Annotated in this window: 1 protein-coding gene; it reads right to left on the bottom strand. The window is 72.7% G+C overall.

The window, feature by feature from the left end:
• Positions 1-34 precede the first annotated feature (34 nt).
• Complete coding sequence (locus tag ABZ725_RS18905; RefSeq protein WP_358803768.1) at positions 35-15,667, bottom strand: amino acid adenylation domain-containing protein; 15,633 nt, start codon at positions 15,665-15,667, stop codon at positions 35-37.
• Positions 15,668-15,685 lie beyond the last annotated feature (18 nt).

The raw sequence follows: 15,685 nt of genomic DNA, 5'->3' as shown, positions 1-15,685 counted from the left end.
GGTTCTGGATCTAGATGTGGATGTGGATCTGGTTCTAGATCTGGTTCTGGTTCTTGGGGACGGTGTCGTCGGGGGCGGGCAGGCCCCGCTGGACCTCGGTGATCCGGGCGGCGAGGAGCGGGCCGAGCTGCGCGAGGGAGCCCGGCCGGGTCATCCGGTCGTGGCGGGCGGTGATGTCGTACGAGTCGATGCCGCCGGTGACGTAGGGGCGCCAGACGTCGGCGCCCGGGGAGTCCTCGCCGCGGTCGATGGTGGAGTTGAACAGGAGCAGGTCGCCGTGGAACACGGCGGGCCGGAAGGAGAGGGCCAGGCTCGCGTTGTTGATCATGATGGCGACGACGGCCTCGACGTGCCGTTCCGTCAGCCCGGCCAGGGCGCTGCCTCGGCGGCGCAGCACCTCGACGACCTCCTGGTGGGTCAGCGGGTCCTCGCCCACCTCGTCCGGGTCGCAGTCGAGCATGCCGACCAGGACGTCCCGCTCGCTGGGCACGGGCGTCTCGTCGAAGGCGAGGTCGACGACCGGGTAGGCGTCGAGGACCGCGAGGAGGGCGGTGTGCCGGCCCTGCCCCTGGAGTTCCGTGGCGACGGCGTGCGCGATGAGCCCGCCGGCCGACCAGCCGAGGAGCAGATACGGGCCCTCCGGCTGGATCTTGCGGATCTGCTGGACGTAGTCGGCGGCCATCTCCTCGTAGGAGGTCGGACGGGGTTCGTCGCGGCCGAGACTGCGGGCCTGGATCGCGTACACGGGGTGTTCGGGGGCGAGGTGGCTGAGCAGCCCGCTGTAGCACCAGCTGATGCCGCCGCCCGGGTGAATGCAGAACAGCGGGGTGGCCGAGCCCTCGGGCCGTAGGGGCAGCACGACGTCCAGGGAGTCGTCGGTGTCGCGCAGCGCGAGACGCTCGGCGAGTCCGGCGACGGTCGGGGTCCGGAACAGGGTGCGCAGTCCGACCTCGGCGCCGAGCGTGTCCCGGACCCGGGCGACGAGGCGGGCGGCGAGCAGGGAGTGCCCGCCCAGGTCGAAGAAGCCGTCGTCGATGCCGACCCGGTCCCGGCCGAGCACCTCGGCGAACAGATCGCACAGCACCTGCTCGTGCGGGGTCCGCGGACCCCGTCCGGCGCCGTCGTCGCCGGGACCGTACTCGGGAGCGGGCAGCGCGGCCCGGTCGAGTTTGCCGTTGGCGGTCAGCGGGAGCGCGTCGAGCGTGACGAAGGCGGCGGGGACGAGAGGGGCGGGCAGTTCCCGACGGAGCCGGTCGGCGACGGCGTGCGCATCGAAGCAACCGGTTTCGCCGGCAGCGCGAGAACCGCTCCCGGCAACGACGTACGCGACGAGTCGCCGGTCGCCGGGACGGTCCTCTCGGGCGACGACCGCGGCCTGGGCGATCCCGGGGCAGCGGGCGAGCTCGGCCTCGATCTCGCCGGGTTCGACGCGGAAACCCCGTAGCTTGACCTGGTCGTCGGCGCGGCCGGCGAACTCCAGGCGGCCGTCGTCGAGCCACCGGGCCAGGTCGCCGGAGCGGTACATACGGGCGCCGGGCGGGCCGAAGGGGTCGGCGGTGAAGCGTTCGGCGGTGGCGGCGGGGCGGCCGGCGTAGCCGCGGGCGACGCCCGTCCCGGCGATGTACAGCTCTCCCGTCACACCGGCCGGGGCGAGCCGCAGCCGGTCGTCGAGGACGTACAGCCGCATACCGGCCATGGGGCGGCCGAGGGGCACCGAACGCCTGGTGTCGGGCGGGGCGTCCATCGGGTGGTGGGCGGCGAAGACGGTGGTCTCCGTCGGGCCGTAGCCGTTGACGACCCGGACGCCGGGGCAGGCGTCCAGGACCCGCGCGACCGCCGTCGCGGACACGACGTCGCCGCCGGTCCACACCTCGCGCACCCCGGCGAGCCCGGCGGGCTGCGCGTCGGCCACGACCCGGAACAGACCGGCCGTCAACCACAGCCCGGTCACCCCGTGTTCGGCCACCGTCGCGCACAACTCCCGTACGTCGAGGCGGCCCTGCGGGGCGACGACGACACGGCCGCCGCGCAGCAGCGGCACCCACAGTTCGTAGGTGGACGCGTCGAAAGCGGTCGGCGCGTGCATCAGCACCCGCTCGTGGGCGCCCCAGCACGGTGCGGCCGCGAGCCCGGCCACGTCGGCGTGGGTGACGGCGATCCCCTTGGGCCGGCCGGTGGAGCCGGACGTGTACATCACGTACGCCAACTGGGCGGGGTGACACATGACTTGAGGCGCGTGGGTGCGGGACTCGGCGGCCAGCAGCGCGGTGAGCACGTCCTCGGTGAGGACGAGGGCGGCACCGGTCTCCCGGACGACGAGGTCGATCCGGGCGGGCGGGAAACCGGGGTCCAGCGGCACGTATCCGCCGCCCGCCTTGACGATGCCCAGGATCGCCACGACCAGGTCGGCCGAGCGTTCCATGAGCACGGCCGCGGGCGTCTCGGCTCCCACGCCCTGACCTGCGAGTGCGTGGGCGAGGCGGTTGGCGCGGGCGTCGAGATCGGCGTACGTGAGCAGGTCGTCGCCGCTCGCCACGGCCACCGCGTCGGGCGTGGCCCGTACCCGTTCGGCGAACAGTTCGGGCAGGGAGCGGGCGGGCGGCAGGACGGCGCCGGTGTCGTTGTGCCGCACCAGCAGGCGGTGGCGTTCCTCGGGCGACAGCAGGTCGATCCCGCCGATGGGCTCTGCGGGACGGGCCACGGCCGCCTCCAGCAGCCGGGTCCAGCGGGCGACGAGCGTGGCCACCGTGGCGGCGTCGAACAGGTCGGTGGCGTACTCGACCGCGCCGGTGAGTCCCAGCGGGGCGCCGTCGTCGGCGTACCGCTCGGCGAGGCTGAGGGTGAGATCGCAGCGGGCGGCGCCGGTCGGCACGCCCACCGGCTCGGTCGTCAGCCCGGTCAGGCGGAACCCGCCTCCCGAGTCGCCGCCGAGGCCGCCGCCGGGGGCGTTCTGGAGGGCCAACATCACCTGGAACAGGGGGTGATGGGAGAGCGTGCGGGCCGGGTTGAGGACCTCGACGAGGTGCTCGAAGGGCACGTCCTGGTGGGCGTAGGCGGCCAGCGCGGTCTCCCGCACCCGCCGCAGGAGCTCGGTGAAGCTCGGGTCGCCGGAGGTGTCGGTGCGCAGCACGAGGGTGTTGACGAAGAACCCGACGAGCTCGTCCAGCGCCTGGTCGGTACGCCCGGCCACCGGGCTGCCGACGGGAATGTCGGCGCCGGCGCCGAGGCGGCTCAGAGTTGCGGCGAGACCGGCCTGCAGCGCCATGAACACGCTGGCGCCCTGCTCGGCCGCGAAGTCCCGCAAGGAGCGGTGGAGTCGGGCGTCGATGCGGATCGGCAGCGTGCCCCCGCACTGCGAGGCGACGGCGGGCCGGGGCCGGTCGAAGGGCAACGGAATCTGAACCGGAAGCGCAGCCAACGCCTCGGTCCAGTAGGCGAGTTGGGCAGCGAGCCGACTGTCCGCGTCGGACGCCTCACCGAGCAGCTCCCGTTGCCACAGGGCGTAGTCGGCGTACTGCACCGGCAGAGCGGCCCAGTCGGGCGTCTCGTCCTCGCGGCGTGCCGCGTAGGCGGTCGCCAGGTCCCGGGAGAACGGGCCCATCGACCAGCCGTCCCCCGCGATGTGGTGGATAGCCACCAACAGGACGTGTTCGTCGGGCGCGAGGGCGAACAGCTCGGCGCGCAGGGGCGGTTCGGTGGCGAGGTCGAACCCACGCCGTGCGGCCCCGGCGAGCAGCTCCGGCAGCCCCGCCTCGTCGGCCTCGGCGACCGGCAGCTCCGGGCGGACGTCCAGGACCAGTTGGTGCGGCGCCCCGTCGGCCTCCGGGAACACCGTCCGCAGACTCTCGTGCCGGTCGACCACGTCACCGAGGGCCAGTCGCAACGCCGTCCGGTCGAGCGGACCGGTCAGCCGCAGCGCCAGCGGCAGGACGTAGGTGGCGGCGCTCGGCCCCTCCATCCGGTGCAGGAACCACAGTCGACGCTGGGCGTAGGACAGCGGCACCCGTTCAGGCCGCACCGCACGGGCCGTGAGCGGGGTCCGGGCCTCGCCTGCGGTGTCGAGCCGCACGGCGAGCAGCGCCGGCGTGGGTGCCTCGAACAGGGCGCGGACGTCGAGTTCGGTGCCGAGTGCGGCGCGTACCCGGGAGACCAGCCGGGTGCCGAGCAGCGAGTGTCCGCCCAGGTCGAAGAAGTTGTCGTCGACGCCGACCCGGCCGACGCCGAGGACCTCGGCGAACAGGTGGGTGAGCAGTTCCTCCTGCGGGGTGCGCGGCTCCCGGCTTCCCCGGCTCTGCGGCGCGGCCGGGTCGGGCAGGGCGGCCCGGTCGAGTTTTCCGCTGCCGGTGAGCGGCAGTTCGTCGAGCACCACGAACACGGACGGCACGAGGTGCTCGGGCAGTCGTGCGCGCACGAAGTCACGCAGGTCCTGGACGAGGGAGCCGGGGCTGCGGCCGGCAGCCGGCGTGTTGGTGAGCGCCCCGGCGGGGCGGGCCGGCCGGTACGCGTCGACCGGAGCGGTCGGATCGTCCGCCCGCTCCGGGTCGACGAGGACGACGTCGAGGGCGTCGGGGGACTCGGGCGCCCAGGTGAGGTGCGCCCGACGTCCGGTGGCGGCGGCGAGCGCGTGCCAGACCTCGGGGTCGACGCCGGGCGCCGTGTCGGCGTCGACCCCGTGCACCGCCCGGTCCGCCGCGACCTCCTCGCTCACCCGGGCGTTGGGCACACCCGTGATCCACAGGAGCGGGGGGTCGTCCGCCGTCACGAGGGCGCGTACCTCGTCCGCCGTGGACACGCCACGGCCCCAGGCGGTCTCCGTGAAAGCGTTCCACTTCCCGGCGGGCCGGGTGTGCAGGGTGACGTCATAGCGGTGGCGCGTGAGCTCGTTGTGGTGCCGGCCGCGCTTGACCTCGACGGAGACCGCGGCGATCGAGTCGATCCGACCGCGCAGCGCGGCGAAGAAATCGGGATCGACGAGGAGCTCCTCCTCCGTCCGCAGCGCCCGCTCGACGGCCCGGCGGACCTCCGAGGGGCCGGTGCCCGCATCGGCGTCCGCAGCGGCGCGCCGGTGCGACCGGACGGCGGTGGCCAGTGCCCGTTGCGACCGCAGGTTCCGTACGTCACCGATGAACAGGGCGCCGCCGGGCGCGAGCAGCGAGGTCAGCTTCCGGACGACGTCGAGCAGGTAGTCGGCGCCGGGGAAGTACTGGACGACCGAGTTGACGACGATGGTGTCGAACCCGCCCGGCAATCCGCCGATGTCGTGCGCGGGCTGCGTGCGCAGCACGACCCGCTCCGCCAACTCCGGTTCCCGGCCGACGTGTTCACCGAGGGCGTCGACGGCAGTGGAGGAGAAGTCCGTGGCCCAGTAGGCCTCGCAGTCCGGGGCGAGCCGCGCCAGCAGCAGGCCCGTGCCCACACCGACCTCCAGGATCCGGCGGGGCTTCAGCTCCCGGATGCGGTCCACGGTGGCGTCCCGCCACTCCCGCATCTCCGTCTCGGGGATGGGCCGGCCGTCGTAACTGCTGTTCCAGCCGGTGAAGTTCTCGCCGAGGGCGCTGCGTGCCGTCCTGAGCGGGAGGGCGTCGTAGATCTCCCGCCAGCCGCCGATGTGGTCCTGCTCCCGGCCGTGGTCCCGCTCCGGGCCCGTCGTGGCTGCGGCGGACACGGGAGCAGGGACGGCGGCGGGGCCGCGCTCGGGCACGACGTAGCCGACCAGCCGCTCGTCGCAAACGGTTACGACGGCACGTCCGACGGCCGGGTGAGCGGCGAGCACGCTCTCGATCTCACCGGGTTCGATACGGAAACCGCGTACCTTGACCTGCTCATCGGCCCGCCCGACGAACTCCAGCTCACCGTCCGCCCGCCATCGCACCACATCACCCGTGCGATACATACGCGTGCCAGGCGCACCGAAAGGATCGGCGAGGAAACGGGAAGCCGTCAGCCCCGGCCGCCGCAGATAGCCCCGGGCCAGACCGGCACCGGCCACATACAACTCACCCGGCACACCGGGCGGAACCGGCTGCAGCCCCGAATCGAGCACATACACACGAGCGTTGGCGATCGCCCGCCCGATCGGCGGCACACCGCCCGACACCGCGAGCGGCGCACTCATCGTCGCGCACACCGTCGTCTCCGTCGGACCGTACGCATTGATCATCCGCCGCCCACCGGCCCACCGCGCCACCAACTCCGGCGCACACGCCTCCCCCGCCACCACCAGAGTCGACACCGACAACTCCTCGACCGCCGCCAACACCGACGGCGGCAACGTGACGTGCGTGATGTCCGAGGTCAGGCCCGACAGCGGGTCGTTCGGCGGGGCGAGAACCAGCGTCGCCCCGGTCAGCAGGGCCGTGTACAGCTCGGACACGGAGGCGTCGAAACTGGGCGAGGCGAACTGCAGCACCCTGCTCGTCGCGTCGATGGCGAACCGCTCCACCTGGGCGGCCACGAGATGCGCGATGCCCGCGTGACTGACGACGACGCCCTTGGGGCGACCGGTGGAACCGGACGTGTAGATGACATAGGCGGGATGCCGTACGTCCACCGGGATCCCCGGATCGGACTCCGGGCAGTCGGCGGCGAAGCCCAAGTCATCGACGACCAAGGCCGGTTGGGCGTCCTCCAGCATGAACGCACGACGGGCGGCCGGGTACTCGGGATCGACGGGCAGGTAGGCGGCGCCCGCCTTCATCGTCCCCAGGACCGCCACGACGAGATCCACGGAACGCGGCAGCACGAGAGCGACGACGTCCTCCGCACCCACCCCCCGCCCGACGAGAGCATGCGCGAACCGATTGGCGCGCGCGTCGAGTTCGGCGAACGTCAGCTCGATGTCGCCCGCCGCCAGGGCCACCGCGTCGGGCGTGGTGCGGGCCTGCCGTGCGAAGGCGGTCGGCAGCGGGGCCGGGTCGACGGGTACGGCGGTGTCGTTGGCGTCGAGGAGCAGTCGTCGGCGTTCGTCAGCGGAGAGGAGGTCGATGCGGCCGACGGGACGGGCGGGGTCGGCGACGACGGCGTGCAGCAGCCGGGTCCAGCGGTCCACGAGGTCCGCGACCGTGGCCCGGTCGTACAGGTCGGTGGCGTATTCGACCGCGCCCGCGACGCCTGCCGGGGAGCCGTCGCCGTCGTGCGTCTCGTACAGGTTGAAGCCGAGGTCGAACTTGGCGGTGCCGGTGGGCACGATCACGGGGGCGACCCGCAGACCGGGCAGGTCGAACTCACCCATCGGTGCGTTCTGGAGGGCGAACATCACCTGGAACAAGGGGTGTTGAGACAGGGAGCGGACCGGGTTGAGCTCTTCGACGAGGTTCTCGAACGGCAGGTCCTGGTGGGCGTAGGCGCCCAGCGCGTTCTCCCGGACACGGCGGACCAGCTCCTCGAACGAGGGATCGCCGGAGGTGTCGGTGCGCAGTACGAGCGAGTTGACGAAGAAGCCGACGACGTCGTCGAGGGCCTCGTCGGTGCGCCCGGCGATGGGACTGCCGACGGCGATGTCGGCGCCCGCGCCGAGACGGGTGAACAGGGCTGCGAGGGCGGCCCGCAGCACCATGAACATGCTCGCACCCGAGCGACGCGCGAGCCGGGCCAGTCCGGCGTGCAGCTCGGCGTCCAACCCGACCGGCAGATGCTCGCCCCGGTAGGAGGCGACCGCCGGTCGGGACCGGTCGGCGGGCAGCCGGAGTTGCTCCGGAAGGTCGGCCAACCGCTCTCTCCAGTAGGCGAGTTGGGTCGAGAAGACGCTGTCGGGGGCGAGCGGGTCGCCGAGCAGCTCGCGTTGCCAGAGGGTGTAGTCGGCGTACTGGGCGGGCAGCGGCGCCCACTCGGGCTTGTGCCCCGTGCTCCGGGCCGCGTACGCCTCGGCGAGATCGCGGGAGAGCGGTCCGGTGGACCATCCGTCGCCGGCGATGTGATGCATGACGAGCAGCAGGACGTGCTCGTCGCCCTCGAGCGCGAACAGGTGGGCCTGCAGCGGGACTTCGGTGGCCAGGTCGAAGGAGTGGCGGGCCGCTTCGGCGAGCGCCTCCGGCAGCCGGGACTCGTCCGTGGGCGTCACGCGCAGCCGTGGGCGGGCGGTGTCGGCGTCCAGCACCTTCTGGTACGGGGTGCCGTGCGCCTCGGGGAAGACGGTGCGCAGGGTCTCGTGCCGGGCGACGAGGTCCGCGAGCGCCTCGGTCAGCGCCCGCTCGTCGAGCCTGCCGGACAGCCGCAGGGCGAGGGGGATGTTGTAGCCGGCGCCGGCGCCCTCCATCTGCTGGAGGAACCACAGGCGACGCTGAGCGAACGACAGGGGCGTGCGCTCGGGCCGGTCGCCGGGCGTCAGCGCGGGCCTGGCCCGGCCGGCGACGTCGAGCGCCGCGGCGAGCCCGGACACGGTCGGCGTCTCGAACAGGGTGCGCAGGGCGAGTTCGGTTCCCAGCACGGCCCGGACGCGCGAGACGAGGCGGGTGGCGAGCAGGGAGTGTCCGCCCAGGTCGAAGAAGCTGTCGTCGAGGCCGACGCGTTCGACGCCCAGCAGCTCGCCGAACAGCCCGGCCAGCAGTTGCTCCCGCGGTGTGCGCGGCGCCCGCCCGTGGGTCTCGGACGCGAATCCCGGAGTGGGCAGGGCCGCCTTGTCGAGCTTGCCGTTGGGGGTCAGCGGCAGCGCTTCCAGCAGGACGACCGCACTCGGGACCAGGTGCTCGGGCAGCCGGTCCCGCAGAAAGGCGAGGAGTGCTCCCGATTGAGGGGCGGCGGCGCTGCGCTCGGGCACGACATAGCCGACCAGCCGCTCGTCGCAAACGGTTACGACGGCACGTCCGACGGCCGGGTGAGCGGCGAGCACGGTCTCGATCTCACCGGGTTCGATACGGAAACCGCGTACCTTGACCTGCTCATCGGCCCGCCCGACGAACTCCAGCTCACCGTCCGCCCGCCATCGCACCACATCACCCGTGCGATACATGCGCGTCCCGGGCGCGCCGAACGGATCGGCCAGGAAACGACAGGCAGACAGACCAGGCCGCCGCAGATAGCCCCGGGCCAGACCGGCGCCGGCCACATACAACTCACCCGGCACACCGGGCGGAACCGGCTGCAGCCCCGAATCGAGCACATACACACGGGCGTTGGCGATCGCCCGCCCGATCGGCGGCACACCGCCCGACACCGCGAGCGGCGCACTCATCGTCGCGCACACCGTCGTCTCCGTCGGACCGTACGCATTGATCATCCGCCGCCCACCGGCCCACCGCGCCACCAACTCCGGCGCACACGCCTCCCCCGCCACCACCAACGTCGACACCGACAACTCCTCGACCGCCGCCAACACCGACGGCGGCAACGTCACATGGGTGACGTCGGCGGTCAGGCCCGACAGAGGCGCGTCGGTCGGCGCCAGGACCAGACGGGCTCCGGTGAGCAGCGCTGCGCACAGGTCCCAGAAGGAGGCGTCGAAGCTCGGCGAGCTGAGCTGGAGGACACGACCGGACTCGTCGAGGCCGAGCCGCTCCACCTGAGCCGCGACCAGGCTGGCCACGCCACCGTGCGTGACGACGACACCCTTGGGACGGCCCGTCGAACCGGACGTGTAGATGACGTAGGCGGGATGCCGTACGTCCACCGGGATCCCCGGATCGGACTCCGGGCAGTCGGCGGCGAAGCCCAAGTCATCGACGACCAAGGCCGGTTGGGCGTCCTCCAGCATGTGCGCGATGCGCGCCTCGGGATATTCGGGGTCGACGGGCAGATACGCCGCCCCCGCCTTCATCGTCCCCAGGACCGCCACCACGAGATCCACGGAACGCGGCAGCACGAGAGCGACGACGTCCTCCGCACCCACCCCCCGCCCGACGAGAGCATGCGCGAACCGATTGGCGCGCGCGTCGAGTTCTGCGAACGTCAGCTCGATGTCGCCGTCACCCTGCATCCCACCGGACACAGCCGCGACCGCGACCGCATCCGGCCGACGGGCCGCCTGCGCGCGGAACAGCTCGGGGAACGTGGCTTCCGGGACCTCGGTGGCGTCGTGATCGTGCAGGAGGGTGTGCCGTTCGGCTGCGTCGAGGACGTCGAGGCGGCCGATCGGGCGGTCCGGTGCGGCGACGGCGGCGGTCAGGAGCCGTGCCCACCGCTGGAAGAGGGTGCGGACGCTGTCCTCGTCGAACAGGTCGGCGCTGTACTCGACGAGGGCGTCGAGCCCGTCGGGCGTGCCGTCCTTGCGTCGGCGCTCGGTGAGGGCGAAGGCCAGGTCGAGCCGGGCGGCGCCGGTGCGCAGGGGCTGGGGCGAGGTCTCCAGGCCGTCGAGGAGGAAGGCGCCGTCGGGGACGTTCTGGACGGCCAGCAGCGTCTGGAACAGCGGGTGGTGGGAGAGGGAGCGTGCCGGGTTCAGAGCCTCGACCAGGTGCTCGAAGGGAACGTCCTGGTGGGCGTAGGCGGCGAGGGCGTTCTCCCGTACGCGGCCGAGGAGTTCGGTGAAGGTCGGGTCGCCGGACGTGTCCGTGCGCAGTACGAGCGTGTTGACGAAGAACCCGACGAGCTCGTCCAGCGACTGATCGGTGCGGCCGGCGAAGGGACTGCCGACGGGGATGTCGGTGCCCGCGCCGAGACGGGTGTAGAGGGCGGCGAGACCGGCCTGGAGCACCATGAACAGGCTGGCGCCGTTACGGCGGGCGAGGGCGGCCAGCGCTCCGTGCAGGTCGGCGTCGATGCCGGTGGCGAGCAGGCCGCCGCGGTGGGTGGCGCCGGCGGGGCGCGGCCGGTCGGTGGGGATCCGAAGGCGGTCGGGGAGGCCGGTGAGCGTGTCTGTCCAGTAGGCGAGTTGGCGTGCGTAGACGCTGTCCGGGTCGGACTCGTCGCCCAGCAGCTCGCGCTGCCAGAGCGTGTAGTCCGCGTACTGCACCGGCAGCGGCGTCCAGTTGGGCTCATCTCCGGCGCGGCGGGCCGCGTAGGCGGCCGCCAGGTCCGTGGAGAGCGGGCGCAGGGACCAGCCGTCGGCGGCGATGTGGTGCAGGGCGAGGAGGAGGACGTGTTCGTCCTGCCCTTCCGTGTGCGCCTTGCCCGGGGTTTGCGCGAGTGCGAACAGGTGGGCGCGCAGGGGCGGTTCGGATGCCAGGTCGAAGTCCTGGCGCGCGGCCGCGGTCAACTGCCCGGGCAGGTCCGCCTCGTTCGACGTGGTGACCGTCAGCGGGACGGGTGCGTCGGCCGCGGGCAGGATCCGCTGCTGCGGGACGCCGTCGATGTGCGGGAACACCGTGCGGAGGGTCTCGTGCCGGGCCACGACGTCCGCGAGCGCCTCGCTGAGGGCGGTCCGGTCGAGCGGGCCGCGCAGCCGCAGCGCGAGCGGCATGTGGTACGTGGCGCCCGCGCCTTCCAGCCGGTGCAGGAACCACAGGCGGCGCTGCGCGAACGACAGCGGAAGCGCAAACCGCTCGGTCCGCACGGCCGGGGCCAGGGCCGGGCGGGCCTCGGCCGCCCCGTCGAGGCGGGCGGCGAGGCCGGCCGGGGTCGGGGCCTCGAAGAGGTGGCGCAGCGGCAGCTCGACGCCGAGGGCGGCGCGGACGCGGGACATGAGCCGGGTCGCGAGCAGGGAGTGGCCGCCCAGGTCGAAGAAGTCGTCGTCGAGGCCGCCGCGTTCGAGCCCCAGCACCTCGGCGAACAGGTCGCAGAGGATCTGCTCGCGAGGAGTGCCCGGTGCGCGGCTCCCCCGGGTGTCCGGGGCGGGAGCGGGCAGGGCGGCACGGTCGAGTTTGCCGTTGGGCGTGAGCGGGAGAGTCTCCAGGGTGACCACGCGTGACGGGATCATGTAGTCGGGGAGGCGGTCGCGCAGGTGGTCCTGGAGTACTACGGGTACGGCACGCGCGCCGACGGCCGGGACCACGTAGGCGACGAGCCGGTCCTCGCGGGGGACGACGGCGGCCTGCGCCACCGTCGGGTGGCCGGTGAGCGCGGCCTCGACCTCGCCGGGTTCGACGCGGAAACCGCGTACCTTCACCTGGTGGTCGGCGCGGCCGAGGAACTCCAGCTCGCCGTCCCCGCGCCATCGTGCGAGGTCGCCGGTGCGGTACATGCGGACGCCGGGCGGCCCGTAGGGGTCGGCGACGAAGCGCTCGGCCGTCGGGGCGGGCCGGTTCAGATACCCGCGGGCGAGGCAGGCCCCCGCCAGGTACAGCTCGCCGGGCACACCGGGCGGCACGGGGCGCAGCGTGGCGTCGAGGACATACGCGCGGGTGTGGTCGACGGGTCGGCCGATGGGCACGGGCAACGGACACTCGTCGAGATCGGCGGGCAGAGCGTAAGCGGTGACGACGTGCGTTTCCGCGGGGCCGTAGTGGTTGTACAGGCGCCGGTCCGGGCGACGGGAGTGGAAACGACGCAGCGCGTCGCCGAGCCGCATCGCCTCGCCGGCCTGGGCGATCGTCCGTAGACACGGCAGGTCCCGGCCGTGTTCCTCGGCCGCATGCGCGACCGCCTCCAGCACCAGGGCCGGCGCGAACAGCTCCTCGACGCGATGCGCCTCCAGCCAGGCGGTGAGCAGCTCGGCGCTGCGCCGCTGCTCCTCGGTGGGGATCACGAGCGTCTTGCCGTACAGCAGCGCGGAGAGCGTTTCCTGCACGGATACGTCGAAGCTCACCGCGGTGAACTGCGCGGTACGCGTGCCAGGGCCGCCGCCGACACTGCCGTGATGCCAGCGCAGCAGATTGACGAGCGCGGCCGACGGCATGACGACGGCCTTGGGACGGCCGGTGGAGCCGGAGGTGTAGACGACGTAGGCAGGATGACGCCCGTCGATCGCGACGTCGGGGTCGGTTTCGTGGCCGGCGTCGGGGCTTGCGTGGGGGCCGGAAGCGGTTTCGAGGTCGGCGCCGACGAAGGCGAGGTCGTCGATCACCAGGGCCGGACGAGTGTCCTCCAGCATGAACGCACGGCGGGCGGCCGGATACTCGGGGTCGATGGGCAGATAGGCGGCGCCGGTCTTGAGGACCGCCAGGATCGCGACGACCAGCTCGGTCGAGCGGGGCAACACGATCGCCACGACCGACTCGGGGGCGATCCCCCGGCCGATGAGCGCGTGCGCGAGCCGGTTGGCCCGGGCGTTGAGCTCGCCGTACGTCAGGACCGTGTCTTCGAGAACGACCGCGGGCACGTCCGGAGTGGCCTGTACCTGTGCCCGCAGCAGCTCGGGGAGGCTGCCGGTGGCCGCCGTCGGCCCGTCCGCCGTCGCGAGGAGCCGGGCCCGTTCGTCGTCCAGGAGGATGCCGAGGCTGCCGATCGGCCGGTCCGGGTGGGCGACCGCCTCGCGCAGCAGTAGCGTCCAGCGGGCCAGAAGCAGCTCGACGGTGGCGTCGTCGAACAGATCGGTGGCGTACTCGATGTAACCGTGGATGCCCCCCGTTTCCCCGGTGCCGCCTTCCCTCAGGTGGCCGGTGCCGCCCTCCCTCAGGTGGAAGGACAGGTCGAACATGGCCGTGGCGTGATGCACCGGCAGGATCTCCGCGCGCACGCCCGGCAGATCGAAGTCGCCCCCCGGAACGTTCTGCAGCGCGAGCAGCACCTGGAACAGCGGCTGGTGGGACAGCGACCGGGCCGGGTTCAGCGCCTCGACCAGGTGCTCGAACGGCAACTCCTGGTGGGCATAGGCCCCGAGGGCGGACTCCCGTACGCGACCGAGGAGTTCGGTGAAACTCGGGTCTCCGGACGTGTCCGTCCGCAGTACGAGCGTGTTGACGAAGAACCCGACGAGATCGTCCAGGGACTCGTCGGTCCGGCCGGCGATGAGGCTGCCGACGGGGATGTCGTCCCCGGCGCCCAACTTCTGGAGCAGGGCGGCGAGTCCGGCCTGGAGCACCATGAACAGGCTGGCCCCGTGCTGCCGGGCCAGACCGAGGAGGCCGGCGTGCAGGTCGGCGTCGAGGGCGACGGGCAGCCGGCGACCGTGGAAGGACGGGGTCGCCGGACGGGGCCGGTCGGTGGGCAGCCGGATCTGCTCGGGAAGCGCGTTCAGCACGCTCGTCCAATGGGCGGCCTGGCGGGCGAACAGGCTCTCGGGGTCGTCCGGTTCACCGAGCAGCTCACGCTGCCAGAGGGTGTAGTCGGCGTACTGCACCGGCAGCGGCGACCAGTTGGGCTCCTGCCCGGCGTGGCGAGCCGCGTAGGCGGTCGCCAGATCCCTCGACAACGGCCCGAGCGACCAGCCGTCGCCCGCGATGTGGTGCACGACGACGAGGAGCACATGCCGGTCGACTCCGGTGCTGAACAGGTCGGCGCGCAACGGCGTTTCCGCGGCGAGGTCGAAGGGGCGGCGCACTGCACGGTCGAGCAGGACCGCCAGTTCGCTCGCGCCGCTCGCACCGCTCATGTCGCTCTCGTCGCCCGTATCGCCCGTATCGGTCTCGATGGCCTGGCCACGCTCGTCCGCGTCGGTGACGGGCAGACCGGGGCGGGCCTGTTCGGCGTCCAGGACGAGCTGATGGGGCACTCCGTCCGCGGACTGCGGATAGAGGGTGCGCAGAACCTCGTGCCGGGCCACGACGTCGGCGAGTGCCTCGGTGAGCGCGTCGCGGTCGAGGGGACCGTCCAGTCGCCAGGCGAGCGGAATGTTGTAGGCGGCGCTGCTCCGGTCCAGTTGATGCAGGAACCAGAGGCGGCGTTGCGCGTGCGACAGCGGCAGCCGCTCCGGCCTCCTGACCGGCGCCAGCACGGGCCGCGCCGCCCCGGCATCGCTCAGCCCATCCGCCAGCCCCGCCACGGTCGGCGTCTCGAACAGCGCGCGCAGTTCGAGTTCGGCGCCGAGAGCCGAACGGACACGGGCGACGAGACGAGTGGCGAGCAGGGAGTGGCCGCCCAGGCCGAAGAAGTCGTCGTCCAAGCCGACGCGTTCGACACCGAGCACCTCCGCGAACAGCTCGGCGAGCACCTGCTCCTGCGGGGTACGCGGCGCTCGTCCGGCCGCCGCCGGAGTGAACTCCGGCTCGGGCAGGGCCTTCCGGTCCAGTTTGCCGTTGACGGTCAACGGCAGCGCTTCCAACGTGACGAAGGCCGCCGGCACCATGAACTCCGGCAACCGGTCGCGCAGATGCCCCCGCAGAGCGTCCGCGCGAACCTCCCCGTCGCCGTTCGGGACCACATAGGCGACGAGACGTGTGTCGTCGGCACGGTCCTGTCGGGCGACGACGGCGACATCGCCGACCTCCGGACGAACCGCCAACGCGGCCTCGATCTCCCCGAGTTCGATCCGGAACCCACGCACCTTGACCTGGTCGTCGGCGCGTCCCGCGTACTCCAGCGTGCTGCCGTCCCGCCCGGCACGCCATCGCACCAGATCGCCGGTCCGGTACATACGCGCGCCGCGCGGACCGTGGGGATCGGCGACGAAACGGGAGGCCGACAGGCCCGGCCGGTTGAGATACCCACGGGCGAGCCCCGCGCCGGAGACGTACAACTCCCCCACCACACCGGCCGGTACGGGACGCAGCCATCGGTCGAGCACATACGTCCGCAGGTCCGGGATCCGGGTGCCGATCACATTGGAGAGATCACCGACGGACCGGGCATCGAGGGCGGTGTGGGTGACGTGGACGGTGGTCTCGGTGATCCCGTACATGTTCACCAGCACAGGAGCATCGTCCGCATGCCGCGCATACCACTCCGCCAACCGCGCCGGCTCCAACGCCTCACCACCGAACACCACCCGACGCAAAGCCAG

The sequence above is a fragment of the Streptomyces sp. NPDC006872 genome (assembly GCF_040635845.1).
In the GTDB taxonomy this organism is placed as follows: domain Bacteria; phylum Actinomycetota; class Actinomycetes; order Streptomycetales; family Streptomycetaceae; genus Streptomyces.
This window is presented reverse-complemented; position numbering and strand designations above follow the sequence as displayed.